The sequence below is a fragment of the Tahibacter aquaticus genome (assembly GCF_004363655.1).
In the GTDB taxonomy this organism is placed as follows: domain Bacteria; phylum Pseudomonadota; class Gammaproteobacteria; order Xanthomonadales; family Rhodanobacteraceae; genus Tahibacter; species Tahibacter aquaticus.
Genome location: NZ_SNZH01000017.1, coordinates 1 through 15,441 on the forward strand (window position 1 = coordinate 1; position 15,441 = coordinate 15,441).

Here is a 15,441-nt window from a genome sequence, read left to right on the forward strand (position 1 = left end):
ATATTGCCGAACTGCAGTTCGTTGGCGATGTTCACGTCCACCTTGAAGGCCGGCAGGAACGGACCCGACCAGACCACGCCGCGGATCATGCGCATGCTGGCGTCCAGCCCGGCCGGCATGCGCACGATGTAGGCGTATTCCGGCGCATAGCCGAGGATGTGTCCGCCGCGGCTTTGAATCGCGGCGCGGCGGCCCTCGTCGATGGGGCCGTCGAACTTGACCAGGCGCAGCGTGGAGTTCTTGAACTCTTCGGCCTTGGCCAGCGGCTCCAGGCTGGGATGGGCGACCGACACCTTGCTGCTGCAGACATCCTGCTGCGCGGCGTCGAAGGACACCAGGCAGCGCTCTTCGGCGGCCTGGGTGGAAAGCGAAAGGGCAAGACCTATACAAAGAAAAAGTGCTGTACGCATGTGGGGTGTCTCCCTTGCTGATGAATGCCGCGTGTCCATGTCGGCTGACGTTGTTGCTGCGGCGCAGCAGGCCTGAGGAGCAGGCGCTGCCGTGCGTCGCCGCAGTGCATCAGGGCGAATGGCGCAATGGAAATTCAGGCAATACGCCGCGCTGTCCCGCTGGACTGGCGTGGGCTGGGTGAAGGTCGGGCCCCTGTCGCCCGGTTGCCGCTGGTGCCTGTCCCTGACCTAGACCTGCTGCGACAGCGTGTGTGGCTGCTGCACTCTGCGCGACTGCCGGTGGTGGCAGAAGCGGGAAAGTGGAGCGGGTCCGTATGCCGTGCAATCGTCGCAGTGTGGTCGCAACAACTGTTGAATTTGTGCCAACGGTTCAACGTTGTTGTTGTGCGCATCCGTGCAGCAGTCAAAGCATCGAAGAAAATGCGGCATATTGCGCTAAAAGAAATCTGAAGAATTTCTAATTAGGCCGCTGAAACCGGTACGCGGTCACACTGGCAGTGGAGAAAATGCCCCACATGCTTTCCGCTGGCCCGGTGCTGCCGCGGGATTTGTCCGTGCAGGCATGTATGGTCGCTGCCGCAGAACACTGGCGAATACGCATGCGTGTTGTGTCGATGCCAGCGCGCGTGGCAACCGGGTTGCCGCGAATGCCACTGGCGCCTTGCGCGAATCCGCTGCGTCGCCGGCTCGCGCTGCGGCGCAGTTCGCTGCGCTCATCGGCATCCGCGGAAAATCCCCAGCGCAACGAGGTCGCTGTGCCGCCTGCCATTGTTGCGCTGCCGCGGACGAATCTCCCGCTATTCGACGCTGGCCCAGCACAGCATCGACACTTTGGCGCCGCCGCCGCTGCATTCGCCGATTTCCAGGCGGAAACTGTGCAGACGTACGATCGCCGCGACGATGGCCAGTCCCAGGCCCTGGCCAGCTTCCTGCAGTTCGCTGGCACCGCGATAGAAGCGCTGCACGACCGCACTGCGGTCGCAGGGCCGGATGCCGGGGCCGTTGTCGATCACGTCGATGCGCGGCCCGCCGCCGGCGTCCAGGCTGGTGCGTACGCGCACGCTGCCTTGTGGTGGTGTGAACTTTATTGCGTTGTCTACAAGATTGGATATGGCTTCGAACACCAGGTGCGGATCGCCGTGTATCGCCGGCAGCTGGCCCGGCGTATCCAGGCTGAATGCGATCTGCTTGTCTTCGGCCAGCGGTGCGTAGATTTCGCGCACATGGCGCAGCGTGGCCAGCAGGTCGACCTGGTCGAAGCCCGCGCGCCGGTGCATGTCTTCCAGCTCGGAAATGCGCAGCAGGGCGCGGAAGCGGTCAAGCAGCGCGTCGGCATCGGCGATGGTGCGTTCGATCAGGGCCGCGCGCGGATCGTCCTGGCCGGTTTCGTGCTGCAGCCGGTGCAACTGGGTGCGCAGGCGCGTCAGTGGCGTGCGCAGATCGTGGGCGATGTTGTCGCAGACGCCCTTGACCTCGCCCATCAGGCGCTCGATCTCCGCCAGCATGGTATTGACGATGCCGGCGAGCAGGTCCAGCTCGTCGCGGCGATGCGACACCGGCAGGCGCTGGCGCAGGTCGCCGCGCATGATCGGCTGTACCGCGGTCTCGATCGCGCGTACCCGGCGCAGCGGGTGGCGGCTCAGCAGCAGCGCGCCGATCAGCCCGGGAATCACGATCAGCGGCAGGCCCCAGAACATGGCGCGCTGGATGATGGCGCCGACCGCATCGACCACGCTGGTATCGCGGGCGAATACCAGCAGTTCGCCGCTGGTCAGGTGTACGGCGATGCCGCGTGCGCGCACCGCATGATGGCCTTCGACGCGCTGCACGCCCTGGGTGAGCAGGTGTACCTTGCCGTCCAGCGGCAGCTCGTCGGGTATGCGTGCCAGGTTGCCCGACAGCAGATTGTGCTGAGCGTCGAACACGCCATGGGAAAGTACGTCGCGCAGGTCCAGCGCCTGGGTCGCGGCCAGTGCCTCGGGCAGGCGCGAGCGGTCGATGGTCTGGAAATAGCGCGAGATATTGTCCAGTTTCACGTCGACCACGTTGGACAGATAGCGCGTGGTGTCCCACTGGATCACGCCGACCAGGGCAACGCACCACAGCGCGAACAGGCCGCCGTAGACCAGCAGCAGGCGCGTCGTGCTGGCGCGCCACAGATCAATCAGCTTCAAGCAGATACCCCGAGCCGCGTACCGTGCGGATCAACGCCGGCATGCCGGGCAGGTCGATCTTGCGGCGCAGGCGGCCGATATGCACTTCGATCACATTGGTACCGGGGTCGAAGTGGTAGCCCCAGACAGCTTCGAAAATCATGGTACGGGTGACGACCTGGCCCGACTGGCGCACCAGGAACTCAAGCAGGCGGAACTCGGTCGGCAGCAGTTCCAGCTCGGCACCGGCGCGGCGCGCGATGCGGCCGATCAGGTCGAGTTCCAGGTCGGCCACGCGCAGCTGGGTTTCCCGCGCCGCAGTGCCATGGCGGCGCAGCAGCACTTCCACCCGGGCTGCCATCTCGTCCGGACTGAACGGCTTGGTCAGGTAATCGTCGCCGCCGGCGCGCAGTCCGCGTACGCGTTCGTCCACGTCCGACAGCGCGCTGATCATCAGTACCGGCGTCTGCACGCCGCATTCGCGCAGGCGGGTGACCAGGCTGAGGCCGTCGAGGCCGGGCAGCATGCGGTCCAGCGTAATGGCGTCGTAGCCGCCGTCGCGGGCGCGCTCCAGTCCGCTGCTGCCATCCTCGGCCCAGTCCACGACCAGGCCGCGACGCGTCAGCTCGGCGACGATTTCCCGCGCGGTGACGACGTCGTCTTCGATGGTGAGCACGCGAGGCATGGGCAGGCAGTGACAGCGCTTGGCGGTGGGCTATGTTCCCCTGCCGGGCGGCGCGGCGCAATTCGGCCGGTCGACTACCGCCTTACGTCGAAACGCGCCTCGTCCATCAGGCTGCGCACGCGGGCCTCGTCCAGGGCGAGGAAATCGCCGGGCAGGGAATGCTTGAGGCAGGCGGCGGCGAGGCCGAAGCGCAGGCTCTGTTCGTCGTCCCAACCGTGCTGCAGGCCATGCAGCACGCCGGCGGCAAAGGCGTCGCCGCCGCCGATGCGGTCGACAATGCCGTCCAGGCGCTGGGCCGGCAGCTGGATTTCGCCGCGGCGCGTGAACCACTGCGCCGCCAGATCGTGCCGGTCGACGCTGTGCTGCAGGCGCCGCGTGCTGACGATATTGCGCACGTGTGGAAAAGTATCGAATGCGGCAGCGGCTGCGGCGCGGTCGGCCTCGGCGCCGGCAAATTCGCGGCCCAGCACCACGCTGATATCGCGATGGTCGGCGAACAGCGTATCGGCACAGGCCAGCAGCTCGCGCAGGATGGACGCTGCATCGCTCTGCCAGGCCTGCCACAGCTTGGCGCGGAAGTTGCCGTCGAATACCACCTGCAGGCCAAGCGCACGCGCAGCGCGCGCGGCCGCGATTGCCGTATCGGCACAGGCCTGGCCCAATGCCGGCGTAACACCGGACAGGTGCAGCAATTGCGCGCCCCGCAGCAGCACGGGCCAGTCATAGGCTGCGGCCGGCGTGCGCGCGAACGCGGAATCGGCGCGGTCGTACAGCACTTCGCTGGGGCGCTGCAGGGCGCCGGTCTCGAGGAAATACAGTCCCATGCGGCCGGGGCGGACTGTCACGGCACGCGCGTCGACGCCCTGGCGGCGCAGCTCGGCGATGGCGGCGCGGCCCAGGCTATTGTCGGCGACGCTGCCGATCATGCCGACCGCATGACCGAAGTGGGCGAGGGCGATCGCGACGTTGGCCTCGGCGCCGCCGATGTGCACGTCCAGCCGCGGCGACTGCAGCAGCAGTTCGCGCCCGGGGCTGGCCAGGCGCAGCAACAGTTCGCCGAAACAGAGAATGCGGTTGGACATGAATTCCTCGCTGGATGGAAGCAGTGTAGTGAAGGTGGAGCGTACGGTTGCGTCGGGTAAAACGGGCTTTGTTGCGCTGCATTGTCCCCTTGCGCACGAGTGGACAGATGTTGCCGCTTCTTTCCAAAAAATTTCCTATCATTATGTTTTACAACGAATTTATTATGAATTTTCGAGGCGGTGGCAGGTGCCGCCGGCGCCTGGTAGCCGACCTTGTTTCGCCGCATTTGCCTACTCTTGTTGCTGCGCTGCGGTGTTTGCTAGGCTCCTTGTCCACCGGTGTCATTGCGCATAACTATCTCAAATTGCTACCGGTGTCATGCAAAATTACTGCGACCGCACTGCGGTCGCCCAGGGCCGCTACAGGAGGGTGTAGACGTGGGGAAGCGCATTAGCCGCAACGGTCGTCCGCTGCTGACAACGCTGTCGGGCGCAATTCTGATTTCCTTGTACGGCTTGCCGTTACGTCTGCTCGCCGTGGAACCGGCGCAGCCAGATGCAGACGCCGCGGCGGCGACGGCAGAAACCGCCGATGCCGGTGCCGAGGCGCAGGCGCCTGCCGCCGATAAGGCGAGCACCGAGAAGCTGGGCGAGATCGTGGTGACTTACCGGCAAAGCCTGGTGCAGGCGCTGGAAGCCAAGCGCGAATTCACTACCCAGACCGACGTGATCATGGCCGAGGACATCGGCAAGTTTCCCGATCTGAACCTGGCCGAATCACTGCAGCGCATACCGGGCATTTCCATCGCCCGCGATGCGGGCGAAGGCCGGCAGATCTCGGTGCGCGGCCTGGGGCCGGACTTCACCCGCGTGCGCATCAACGGCATGGAAGGGCTGTCCACAACGGGCGGTACCGATTCCTCCGGCGGCAACAACCGCGGCCGCGGCTTCGATTTCAACGTATTCGCCTCGGAACTGTTCAATCGTATTGAAGTGCACAAGACCGCATCGGCCGAGGTGCAGGAAGGTTCGCTCGGTGCGACCGTCGATCTGCATACGCCGCGGCCGTTCGATTTCGACCGCTTCACCCTGGTCGGCTCCACCCAGGCCGGCTACAACGACCTGTCCAAGGAAACCAATCCGCGCGCCTCGGCCCTGGTCAGCAATACCTTCTTCGACGGCCGCTTCGGTGCGCTGTTCTCCATCGCCTACAGCGACCGCGAACTGGTGCAGGAAGGCGCCTCCAGCGTGCGCTGGGACAACGGCCCGAGCAGCGGCGGCTTCAATGCCGCATCGCCGTTCATCCAGGCCAACGGCGCCGGGGTATTCCATCCGCGCATTCCGCGCTACGGCGTGCTGCAGCACGAGCAGGAACGCCTGGGCATGACCGGTGCGCTGCAATGGCAGGCCAGCGACCGCACCTTGCTGTCGCTGGACATGCTCTACGCCGACTTCGATGCCAAGCGCAGCGAGAACTTTCTCGAAGCGATTTCCTTCAGCCGCAGCGGCGCCGCCGGCAAACCCCAGACCATCGTGCGCGACGGTTCCATCGATGCGCGCGGGAATCTCGTCTACGGCGTATTCGACGATGTCGATGTGCGTGCGGAATCGCGCTACGACGAACTGGCGACCACGTTCAAGCAGACCAACCTCAATATCGACCACGAGTTCAGCGACAGCTTCCGCATGAACGCCCTGGTCGGGCATTCGCGCTCGTACTTCGACAACCCGATCCAGACCACCATCACCCTGGACCGGGCCAATACCGACGGCTACTCCTGGGACTACCGCGGCAATGACCGCCTGCCGCTGATCGACTACGGCTTCGACGTACGCGATCCGGGCAACTGGAACTTCGCCAACGGCCTGTCGGAAATCCGCCTGCGGCCGAACACGACGGCCAACCTGTTCACCAACCAGCAGCTCAATTTCGACTGGGACGTGGGCTCGAACTTCAGCCTGAAGGGCGGCCTGGATTTCAAGGCGTACAAATTCGCCACTACCGAATCGCGCCGCGCTTCCGAAGTGAGCGTGCCCAATCTACCGGCCGGTACTTCGCTGTCCGATCTGACGCGGCTGCTGGTGTTCGGCAACAACCTAGGCCAGCCGGCCGGCACGCCGAATACCTTCCTGATTCCCGATCTCGACCGCTTCGCCGAGCTGTTCAACATCTACGGCGGGCAGGGCACCTTCAGCCTGTCGCCGTCGGCCTCGGGCGCCATCGGCAACAACCGCGACGTGAAAGAACGCGACCGCGGCGGCTGGGTGCAGGGCGATTTCCAGACTTCCACCTTTGGCATTCCGCTGCGCGGCAATTTCGGCGTGCGCTATGTGCGTACCGAACAGGAATCGACTGGCTTCGCCATCATCAACAGCCGTCCGACCCTGACCACGGTAGAGCGCGAATACTCCGACACCTTGCCCTCGTTCAACCTGGCCTGGGATCTCAGCGACGACCTGCTGCTGCGCCTGGGCGCGGCAAAAGTGGTGTCGCGGCCGGGCCTGGGCAATCTCACGCCGGGCGTCAGCGTCAGCGTCAGCGGCGGCAACCGCGTCGTTACCGGCGGCGATCCTTACCTCGATCCGTTCCGGGCCAAGACGTTCGACCTGGGCCTGGAATGGTATTTCGCGCCGGAATCGGTGCTGGGCGCGGCGTTCTTCTACAAGGACATCGATTCCTTCGTGCAGACCTCGCGGGAAATCCGTCCGTTCAATACTTCGGGCCTGCCAGCCAGCCTGCTCGAAGGCACCGGCGCATCGCCCACGGACGACTTCCAGTTCAACATTCCGACCAACACGCCGGGCGGCAAGCTGCGCGGTGTCGAGCTGTCCTACCAGCAGCCTTTCACCTTCCTGCCGGGTTTCTGGAGCCACTTCGGCGCCATCGTCAACTACACCTACGTGGAGTCGAAGATCCAGTACGTCACCTCAACCGGCGCGTCCTCGCTCAAGACCGACCTGACCGGCCTTTCCAAGAACGCCTACAACGCGACCTTGTACTTCGAGAAAGACGCGTTTACCGCACGCGTGTCCACGGCATTCCGCAACGGCTATCTCACCACCGTGCCGGGACGCAACAACAACAACATCGAAGGTACCAAGGGAACGACCAATGTGGATTTCATGGCAACGTACAAATTGAACGACCATGTGGAATTCACCGTGGAGGCCGTCAACCTGACCGATGAGTTCAACGACCAGTGGGTGGATGCCACAGGCGATCGTTCCTCGGTCTACGACCACACCGGGCGCGAGTTCTTCATCGGCGTGCGCCTGCGCAACTGACGCGTGAATGCACCGATGAAACAGGGCGGTCTGGCCCGGCGGCGCTTCCTGATCGAAGCGTCGCTGGCCGGGCTGAGCTTGCCCGGCTGCAGCCTGCGCCGTCCCGCGCCAACGCTGGATGCACGGGTGACGCGTACGCACGGCAGTACCGACGCGCCGGCCTTCGACAGCATTGCCGCGGCGATCGCCGCGGCGCCGGCCAGCGGTACGCGCCCGTTCCGCATCGGCATCGATGCCGGAGTCTGGGACGAGAAACTGGTGATCGAGCGGCCGAACATCCATCTGTTCGGCGCGCATCGCACTCAGTGCCGCATTGGATCGGATCGTGCGGCAGGGCATATGCGCGACGACGGCGAGCCCTGGGGCACCTGGGGCTGCGCCAGCGTGATCGTGCGCGCAGCGGGCTTCCGCGCACGTTCGCTGACCATCGAAAACCGTTTCGACTATCTCGGCCATCTCGCTCATCCGGTACTGCAAAGCACAGGCGCCAACGGTGCACAGGCGGTGGCGCTGATGCTGGATGCCGGTTCCGACCGGGTATTGCTGGAAGACTGCGACATCGACGGCCACCAGGACACCGTGTTCGCCGAAGCCGGCCGCAGCTGGCTGCGGCGTTGTCGCATTCGCGGCAGTGTGGATTTTATCTTCGGTGCCGGCGAGTGCGTGCTGGACGATTGCGAGATTGTCTCGCGGCACCGGCCGGGCAAACCGCGCCAGGGCTATCTCACCGCGCCGTCGACGCGGGCCGGGCAGGCGGTAGGCCTGCTGCTGCGTCGCTGCAACCTGGTACGCGAAGCCGGCGTGGCCGATGCCAGCGTCGCACTGGGACGGCCGTGGCGGCCGACGCGGCAGTTCGCCGACGGCCGTTACGGCGACCCCGCCGTGCAGGGCAGTTCGGCGTTCATCGATTGCTGGATGGATGCGCATATCGATGCGCAGGGCTGGGACGCGATGGCCTACAGCGCCCGGGACGGCAGCCGCGTGATGTTCGAGCCGGCGCAGGCGCGCCTGGGCGAAGCCGACAGCCGGGGACCTGGCGCGATACAGGCCGAATCACGGCCGCGCATAGAGGCGGATACGGCGCGAAGGTTGCGGCGGTATCAGCCGTTTCGCTGAGGCATTGTCCGGCATCGTTGCCAGGCGAAGACCGCGACGGTGCAATTCGCTGCGCTCATCGCACCCGACGAGGATACGAACCGTAGGGCGCGATGAGCAACGCGAATGGCGCGGCGAGGCAGACGGGAATTGCCGCAGCAGATTGCCCACCGACGCTGCAATTCGCCGCGCTCATCGCACCCTGCACAACAGGCAGGGCCTTACTTTGGCCGCCGCTTTTCCGGCCAGCCCTTGCGCGGCAGCAAGGTATCCATATCCCACTCGCTTTCGTCGAACGCGCGATAGCTGGCGTTTTCGCCCGGATAGCCGCCGACTTCGGTCTCGCTGTCGATGATCTTGCCGCGGCCTTCGACGGTATCGGCCACGATGCGCGCATCGATGGGGTCGCGATCCCAGGGCCGTGCACCGACGTCTTCCAATACTGCGTCCTGTACCGCGCTGGCGGCGATCGGCGTGACGCCATGGGGCAGGGGCGCGGCTTTTTTCTGCAGGTTCCAGCGCGCCGGTGTGGTGGTGTAGCGGCCCAGCTCCGGCAGCGGCCGGCCGAGACGGTCGACCGCGATATTGTCGTGCAGGTACAGGTCGAGATCGCCGGAGCCGCCGAGCATGAACAAGGCCACGTCCTGCGGCGTCGACGGCCCGGCCCGCAGCACGTTGCCGATCAGGCCGAGCTGGCCGGTCTGGCGCGCATGGCTGCCCCATTCCTCCTGGATCAGGTTGTAGTGCACGGCGCGCGGGCCGGGGTTGTAGATCAGGTTGTTCACCATCAGGCCGCGTGCGCCACCCTTGAACAAGGCGCTGCGTTCGTAGTTGTGTGCGTACAGGTTGCCGATGATCAAAATGTCGCTGACGTTGTCGTGGATCAGCGAACCCTTGGAGTGTTCGCCCTTGGCATGGCTGGCGTTGGCCAGGCCTTCGGCGATGAGGTTGTTGCTGAAGGTGATGCGGTGCGACACCGCCTTGCACCAGTCGTCCGGCCCGGCACCGATGAAGCGCGCGCCGGAAGCGGACAGGTTTTCGTCGGTAGCCCAGGTCAGGCTGCAGTGGTCGACGATGACGTCGTGCGCGCCGGTCAGGGTGGACAAGGCATCGACATCCCAATGTCCACCTTTTTGCACGCCGGCCTCGCCGGGGCGGATGCGGATATGCCGCAGCACTACGTCATGGGTGGAAATATCGATGCCGCCGCGGATCAGGGTGATGCCGGGCGAAGGCGCGGTCTGGCCGGCTACCGTCAGGAAGGGTTCGCGGATATTGATTTCGCTGCGGTTGAGATCGATGGTGCCGCCCACCTCGAACACGACGACGCGCGGACCCGGCGTGTTCAGCGCCTCGGCCAGCGAACCCGGGCCGCTGGCCTTGAGCGTGGTTACCTTGATCAGCTTGCCGCCGCGGCCGCCGGGGGTATGGGCAGCCCAGCCCTGGGCACCGGGAAAGGCGAGCGGGGCTGCCTGTTCGGCAGCGGCTGTCGCGGCGCTGGCGAGGAACAGGCCCAGTGCGCTCAGGGCCAGGGTTTGCCGCAGGCGCGGCAGCAGGGCGGTTGGCGATAGCCGGGTCACGAAATAAACCTCCGAATAGTGTGCCGATTGAACGCGAAGTGGGCCGGACAGGCGAGTCCGGATTGTAAATGACACCGGTTTCCTTTATACAGCCCACAGGCCCGGTGCAGCGCATCGGCGCAGGAAAAACGGGGTTTTCCCAGTCATTGAGGTCCGGCATGTCCAATCCGCTGCGCGGCGGCGAAAATCCGGCGGAATCCATCGCCGCCACCCTGATCACGGCGCGGCTGTCGGCACAGGCGCTGGCCGCGTTCCCCGGGCCTTTGCCGGCCGACCTGGAAGCCGCCTATGTCTGCCAGGATGCGGCGATACGGCGCTGGCCCAGGCCGGTAGCAGGCTGGAAGGTGGGCTATATCGCCCCGGAGCGGCGCGACCACGGCGGCGATCCGCGCCTGGTCGGACCCATCTTCGCCGACCGCGTACAGCTGTTCCAAGGTGAAGAACTGGAATTTGCCGTCATTGCCGGCGGCTTTGCCGCGGTCGAGGCCGAATACGTGTTCCGCCTGGGCGTCGACGTGGTGCCGCAGTCGCGCGAATGGACGCCCGAACAGGCCGCGGCGACGGTGGCGGCACTGCATGTCGGAGTGGAACTGGCCGGCAGCCCGCTGGCGCAGATCAACGAGATCGGGCCCCTCGCGGTGGTGGCCGACTGCGGCAACAATGCCGGCCTGTTGCTGGGACCGGCGATAGCAAACTGGCACGAGGTGGCGATGGAAGGACTGGCCTGCAGTACCTGGATAGACGGCCGCCTGCAGGGCCGCGGCGGCGCGGCCAGCCTGGCCGGCGGACCGCTGGCGGCGCTGGCCTTCGCCTTGTCGCGCAATGGCCGTTGCGGGCGTTTTCTCGCCGCCGGCACGCTGATCACCACCGGTGCGGCCACGGGTATCCACGATATTCGCAGCGGCCAGCACAGTGTGGTCGATTTCGGCGCGCAGGGGCGTATCCGCTGCCGCGCCGTGGTTGCCGGAGCCGTGTCGTGATTTCCCGGCGTCAATTCATTGCCGGCGCCGGGCTGGTGCTGGCCGGCGGGGCACTGGCGCAGGCGCCGGTGCCGGCGCGCCTGGAGCTGGCCGCGACCGACGTCCATGTGCGCGGCTACCCGACCGTGGAAGCGTTGCGCTGGATCGGCGAACAACTGGAAAAAGAAACCGAGGGCCGCGTCGGCCTGCGCCTGTATCACTCGGGCCAGCTCGGCCGCGAATCCGACCTGATCGACCTGGCGCGCTTCGGCGCGATCGATATTGCGCGGGTCAACATGGCCGCGCTGAACAACCCGTTTCCGGCCACGCGCATTCTCTGCCTGCCGAATGTGTTCGACGACACCGCCCATCTGCGCCGCGCACTGGACGGCGAGGTCGGCGCGGAAGTCCTCGCCGCGTTCGGCCAGCGCGATCTGGTCGGCCTGGCCTTCTACGATTCCGGTGCGCGCTGCTTTTACAACACCAAGCGTCCCATCGTGTCGCCGCAGGATCTGCACGGCCTGAAGATCCGCGTGCCGCCGTCGGACATCTTCATGAGCCTGGTGCGTGCCCTGGGCGCCAACCCGACGCCGCTGCCCTATGGCGAAGTGTATTCGGCGCTGCAGACGCATCTGATCGACGGTGCCGAAAACAACTGGCAAAGCTTCCACACCACGCGCCAGTTCGAGGCGGCGCGCTACTGGTCGTACAGCCGCCACTCCTGGTCGCCCGAGGCGCTGCTGCTGTCGCGCCGGCGCCTGGAATTGCTGCGCCCGGACGATCGCGAGCGCCTGTTCGACATCGCGCGCCGCTCGGTGCCGTACATGCGTTCGCTGTGGGACAAATCTGAAGCCGACGCACGCGATTACGTGCTGGCGCATGGCGTCACGGCGAACGAAGTCGACCGCGAGGCTTTCGCCAGCGCCGCCGCACCGGTGCTGGCGCACTACAGAAAAGATGAACAGGTGGAAAAATTCTATACGGGCATACGCGCGCTCGCCTGAGCCGCCGTCGCCACGAACCGGAGGAACGATGCAGTCCACCCAATCCGAAACCGGCCTGGCGGCGCAGCTGTCGCGCCTGGCCCTGGGCATTGCCGGCGCCGCCCTGGTCGCGCTGACCGCGGTACAGGCCTGGCAGGTCGTCGCGCGCTATGTGCTGAACGATTCACCCGGCTGGACCGAACCGCTGGCCCTGCTGCTGCTGAACACCGCCATGTGCCTCGGCGCGGCGGCGGCGGTACAGCAGCGCGCCCATTTCGGTTTTCCGCTGCTGGTGCACCTGGCGCCGCCGGCGTTGCGGCGCGGCCTGGAAATCTTTGCCAGCCTGGTCAGTGCCGGACTGGGCGGCGTGCTGGCGGTGGGCGGTGCGCAGCTGCTGCTGGACGGCTGGCCTGTGCGCATGGCCGGCACGGTGCTGCCCCAGGGCATCCTGTTTGCACCGCTGAGCCTGGGCGGTGCGCTGATCTGCCTGTTTGCGCTGCTGCAATTGCGCGCGAGCCCGGCTGCCGCGGTGGAGCCGCGCTGATGGCCGCGACCCTGCTGTTCGTGAGTTTCCTGGTGCTGCTGCTGGCCGGCGTGCCGGTGGCGTTCGCCTTGCTCGGCTCGTCGCTGATGACCTTGCTGTTTGTCGGCATGCCGGCGATCGTGCTGGTGCAGCAGACTGCTTCCGGCGCCAGCGCGGCCTCGCTGATCGCGATACCGCTGTTCATCTTTGCCGGCGAAATCATGCTGCGCGGCGGTATTTCCGATCGGTTGATTGCCCTGGCCAGTTCCCTGGTCGGCCATCTGCGCGGCGGTCTTGGCCAGGTCAGCGTGCTGTCTTCGCTGTTTTTCGGCGGCGTTTCCGGCTCGGCCATCGCCGATGTATCGGCCATCGGCGGCGCGATGATCCCGCAGATGGTGCAGCGCGGCTTCGATCGCGATTTCGCCGTCAACGTGACCATGACCGCCGCCCTGGTCGCGCTGCTGGTGCCGCCTTCGCACAATCTCATTCTGTACTCGGCTGCTGCGGGCGGAGGGCTTTCCATTGCCGACCTGTTCGCCGCCGGCGTGATACCGGCCCTGCTGCTGACCCTGACGGTGATGATGACCGCCTGGATCATCGCGCGCCGGCGCGGCTACGCGGTCGAGGCGTTTCCGGGTTTTTCCGCGGTTTTTCGCCGTTTCATCGCGGCGCTGCCGGGCCTGCTGCTGGTGGCGCTGATCTTCGTCGGCATCCGTGCCGGTATCTTCACCGCGGTGGAAAGCGCGGCGATCGCGGTCTGCTATGCCTTGCTGGTGACCACCTTGCTGTACCGCCAGGTGTCCATCGCCGATTTCGTGCTGACCTTGCGCCATGCGGCACGCACCACCGGCATGATCCTGTTCGTGATCGCCTCGGCCGCCTGCTTCGGCTGGCTGCTGGCCTATCTGCAGGTGCCCGCGGCCGCCGTCGACCTGCTGCGCGGCCTGGATGCCAGCCCGCAGCTGCTGTTGCTGCTGATGATCGTGATCCTGCTGCTGTTGGGCACCTTCATGGACCTGGCGCCGCTGATCATCATCTGCACGCCGATCTTCCTGCCGGTGGCCAAGTCCATCGGCGTAGACCCCATCCATTTCGGCGTGATTCTCATCCTCAAGGGCGGCATAGGCCTGATCACCCCGCCCATAGGCTCGGTGCTGTTCGTCGGCACCGCCATCGGCAAGATCACCATCGGCGAGGCGCTGCGCACGATCTGGCCGTTCTACCTGGCTGCACTGGCGGTGTTGATGATCGTTGCCTTCGTGCCCGAGCTGTCGCTGTGGCTGCCGCGGGTGCTGAAGTGAAGCATTTGCGTACGCGCATGGACGGCTAGCGGCTAGAATTGCCGGCGCTACCTGGATGGAACCGCATGACCCGACGCTCCCGCGACGTGAACCCGTCTGACTCGCCGCCGACCATGAACGGCGGCGGCACCATCAACGACATTGCGCGCCTGGCCGGCGTGTCCAAGAAAACCGTGTCGCGCGTGATCAACCGCTCGCCGCTGGTGCAGCAGGAGACGCGCGAGAAGATCGAGGCGCTGATCCGCGAAGTGGGCTACGTGCCCGACCCGATGGCGCGCGGACTGGCGTTCCGCAAGTCGTTCCTGATCGGCATGGTCTACGACAACCCGAACGCGCAATACATCGTCAACATGCAGGAAGGCGCGCTGGACAGCCTGCGCGGTTCCGGCTTCGAGCTGGTCGTCCACCCCTGCGACAGCAAGAGCGACGACTACATCGATGGCGTGCGCCATTTCGTGCTGCAGCAGCGCCTGCACGGCGTGATCCTGGTGCCGCGCGTGTCCGAAGACAGCGCGCTGGTGGAAATGCTGCAGCAGGTCGGTTGCCGCTATGCGCGCATTGCAGCGGTGTCGCTGGACGAGCCGGCACGCATGATCGCAACCAACGACCGCCAGGGCGCGGTCGAAGTCGCCAATTATCTGGAGTCGCTGGGGCACCGGCATATCGGTCTGATCACCGGCCCGCAGCGCTATCTGTCCACGCGCGAGCGCGGCGCGGGTTTCCTGCAGGCGCTGGCCAAGCGTGGGCTGGAACTGCCGGCGACGCATGTCGTCGAAGGCGGCTATACCTTTGAATCCGGCGTCGCCTGCGCCGAGAAACTGCTGGCGCTGGAGCCGCGGCCGACGGCGATCTTCACCCTTAACGACGAGATGGCGGCCGGTGTATACAAAGCGGCCTTCCGCATGGGCCTGTCGATTCCCGAGCAACTGTCCGTGGTCGGCTTCGACGACAGTCCGCTGGCGGCACGGCTATGGCCTTCGCTGAGTTCGGTGCGTCTGCCGATCCGCGACATGGGGTCGTTTGCGGCGGCCATGCTGATTGCGGCGGATGGGGAGGCGCGGAGTGTGCCGTTGATTGCGCCGCATCTGGTGGTGAGGGAGTCCTGTCAGTCGCCGGTTTGAGTTTTTGACTATTTTGCGTTGAGTTGCGGTGCGTTATGGGTGGTTTGCGCGGTGGTGGAATTTGATTTGCTCCCTCTCCCCCGACAGCTCTCGGGGGAGAGGGTTGGGGTGAGGGGCGGTGCTGTGTTGTGCTTTGCCATCGGGTTTTTGGGGAAGGATTCCGCCGTTGGCAGATGTTGTTTGTGCGCCTGGCGGCGGATTCTCCCAGGACATCCCGGATGCTGTGGTTGCAGCCAACGGCGAATCCCAACATCGACGTATCGCAACATCGACGTATCGCAACACCAGGGAATGCGCCCCGAAGGAATTTCCACTTCCGGCGCA

13 protein-coding genes are annotated in these 15,441 nt (G+C 65.7%); 8 read left to right on the forward strand and 5 right to left on the reverse strand.

From position 1 onward, the window contains the following. A partial coding sequence (locus DFR29_RS22810; protein ID WP_133820953.1) for a hypothetical protein occupies window positions 1-410 on the reverse strand: 410 nt, incomplete at its 3' end. A gap of 126 nt (window positions 411-536) precedes the next feature. Between DFR29_RS22810 and DFR29_RS22815 the strand changes: the two genes are divergently transcribed. Next, a complete protein-coding gene (locus DFR29_RS22815; protein ID WP_133820954.1) occupies window positions 537-860 on the forward strand; it encodes a hypothetical protein in 324 nt (107 codons plus the stop codon). Between the two features lie 347 nt (window positions 861-1,207). On the opposite strand, the gene DFR29_RS22820 is transcribed toward DFR29_RS22815, so the two are convergent. From DFR29_RS22820 to DFR29_RS22830, 3 genes are all read right to left on the reverse strand, one after another. Continuing rightward, the gene (locus DFR29_RS22820; RefSeq protein ID WP_243746152.1) at window positions 1,208-2,584 is read right to left on the reverse strand and encodes a sensor histidine kinase; all 1,377 of its coding nucleotides are present in this window, start codon (window positions 2,582-2,584) and stop codon (window positions 1,208-1,210) included. After that, the gene (locus DFR29_RS22825) at window positions 2,571-3,248 is read right to left on the reverse strand and encodes a response regulator transcription factor (RefSeq protein ID WP_133820956.1); all 678 of its coding nucleotides are present in this window, start codon (window positions 3,246-3,248) and stop codon (window positions 2,571-2,573) included. Before DFR29_RS22825 ends, DFR29_RS22820 begins: the two co-directional genes overlap by 14 nt. A 74-nt stretch (window positions 3,249-3,322) precedes the next feature. Further along, complete coding sequence (locus tag DFR29_RS22830; RefSeq protein WP_133820957.1) at window positions 3,323-4,330, reverse strand: sugar kinase; 1,008 nt, start codon at window positions 4,328-4,330, stop codon at window positions 3,323-3,325. 378 nt (window positions 4,331-4,708) lie between these two features. Between DFR29_RS22830 and DFR29_RS22835 the strand changes: the two genes are divergently transcribed. Together DFR29_RS22835 and DFR29_RS22840 are read left to right on the forward strand one after the other, a co-directional pair. After that, on the forward strand, window positions 4,709-7,555 hold the full coding sequence (locus DFR29_RS22835; protein ID WP_243746153.1) for a TonB-dependent receptor: 2,847 nt from the start codon (window positions 4,709-4,711) through the stop codon (window positions 7,553-7,555). 15 nt (window positions 7,556-7,570) lie between these two features. Beyond that, window positions 7,571-8,671: a pectinesterase family protein gene (locus DFR29_RS22840; RefSeq protein WP_133820958.1), complete on the forward strand. Its 1,101-nt coding sequence runs from the start codon at window positions 7,571-7,573 to the stop codon at window positions 8,669-8,671. A gap of 200 nt (window positions 8,672-8,871) precedes the next feature. Here the strand turns inward: DFR29_RS22840 and DFR29_RS22845 are convergent, their stop codons facing one another. Further along, entirely contained in the window at window positions 8,872-10,230 is a 1,359-nt protein-coding gene (locus tag DFR29_RS22845; RefSeq protein WP_208113687.1) for a pectate lyase family protein, read from the reverse strand. A gap of 158 nt (window positions 10,231-10,388) precedes the next feature. On the opposite strand from DFR29_RS22845, the gene DFR29_RS22850 reads away from it, so the two are divergent. The 5 genes from DFR29_RS22850 (at window position 10,389) to DFR29_RS22870 (ending at window position 15,117) form a co-directional block, all read left to right on the forward strand. Continuing rightward, window positions 10,389-11,210 carry a 2-keto-4-pentenoate hydratase gene (locus DFR29_RS22850; RefSeq protein WP_133820959.1) on the forward strand — a complete coding sequence of 274 codons (822 nt, stop codon included), beginning with the start codon at window positions 10,389-10,391 and terminating at the stop codon, window positions 11,208-11,210. After that, window positions 11,207-12,193, forward strand: coding sequence for a TRAP transporter substrate-binding protein (locus DFR29_RS22855; RefSeq protein ID WP_133820960.1), 987 nt, complete (start codon window positions 11,207-11,209; stop codon window positions 12,191-12,193). Before DFR29_RS22850 ends, DFR29_RS22855 begins: the two co-directional genes overlap by 4 nt. Window positions 12,194-12,221: 28 nt before the next feature. Beyond that, complete coding sequence (locus DFR29_RS22860) at window positions 12,222-12,716, forward strand: TRAP transporter small permease (RefSeq protein WP_133820961.1); 495 nt, start codon at window positions 12,222-12,224, stop codon at window positions 12,714-12,716. Next, on the forward strand, window positions 12,716-13,996 hold the full coding sequence (locus DFR29_RS22865) for a TRAP transporter large permease (RefSeq protein WP_133820962.1): 1,281 nt from the start codon (window positions 12,716-12,718) through the stop codon (window positions 13,994-13,996). Before DFR29_RS22860 ends, DFR29_RS22865 begins: the two co-directional genes overlap by 1 nt. Before the next feature lie 113 nt (window positions 13,997-14,109). Beyond that, window positions 14,110-15,117 (forward strand): LacI family DNA-binding transcriptional regulator, encoded by a 1,008-nt coding sequence (locus tag DFR29_RS22870; protein ID WP_243746156.1) that lies wholly within the window; start codon window positions 14,110-14,112, stop codon window positions 15,115-15,117. Window positions 15,118-15,441 lie beyond the last annotated feature (324 nt).

Bases quoted from the DNA above. Each gene is read 5' to 3' on its own strand.
- DFR29_RS22825 (WP_133820956.1), bottom strand. From the start codon at position 3,248: ATGCCTCGCGTGCTCACCATCGAAGACGACGTCGTCACCGCGCGGGAA.
- DFR29_RS22860 (WP_133820961.1), top strand. From the start codon at position 12,222: ATGCAGTCCACCCAATCCGAAACCGGCCTGGCGGCGCAGCTGTCGCGC.
- DFR29_RS22830 (WP_133820957.1), bottom strand. From the start codon at position 4,330: ATGTCCAACCGCATTCTCTGTTTCGGCGAACTGTTGCTGCGCCTGGCC.
- DFR29_RS22865 (WP_133820962.1), top strand. From the start codon at position 12,716: ATGGCCGCGACCCTGCTGTTCGTGAGTTTCCTGGTGCTGCTGCTGGCC.
- DFR29_RS22815 (WP_133820954.1), top strand. From the start codon at position 537: ATGGAAATTCAGGCAATACGCCGCGCTGTCCCGCTGGACTGGCGTGGG.
- DFR29_RS22840 (WP_133820958.1), top strand. From the start codon at position 7,571: ATGAAACAGGGCGGTCTGGCCCGGCGGCGCTTCCTGATCGAAGCGTCG.
- DFR29_RS22850 (WP_133820959.1), top strand. From the start codon at position 10,389: ATGTCCAATCCGCTGCGCGGCGGCGAAAATCCGGCGGAATCCATCGCC.
- DFR29_RS22870 (WP_243746156.1), top strand. From the start codon at position 14,110: ATGAACGGCGGCGGCACCATCAACGACATTGCGCGCCTGGCCGGCGTG.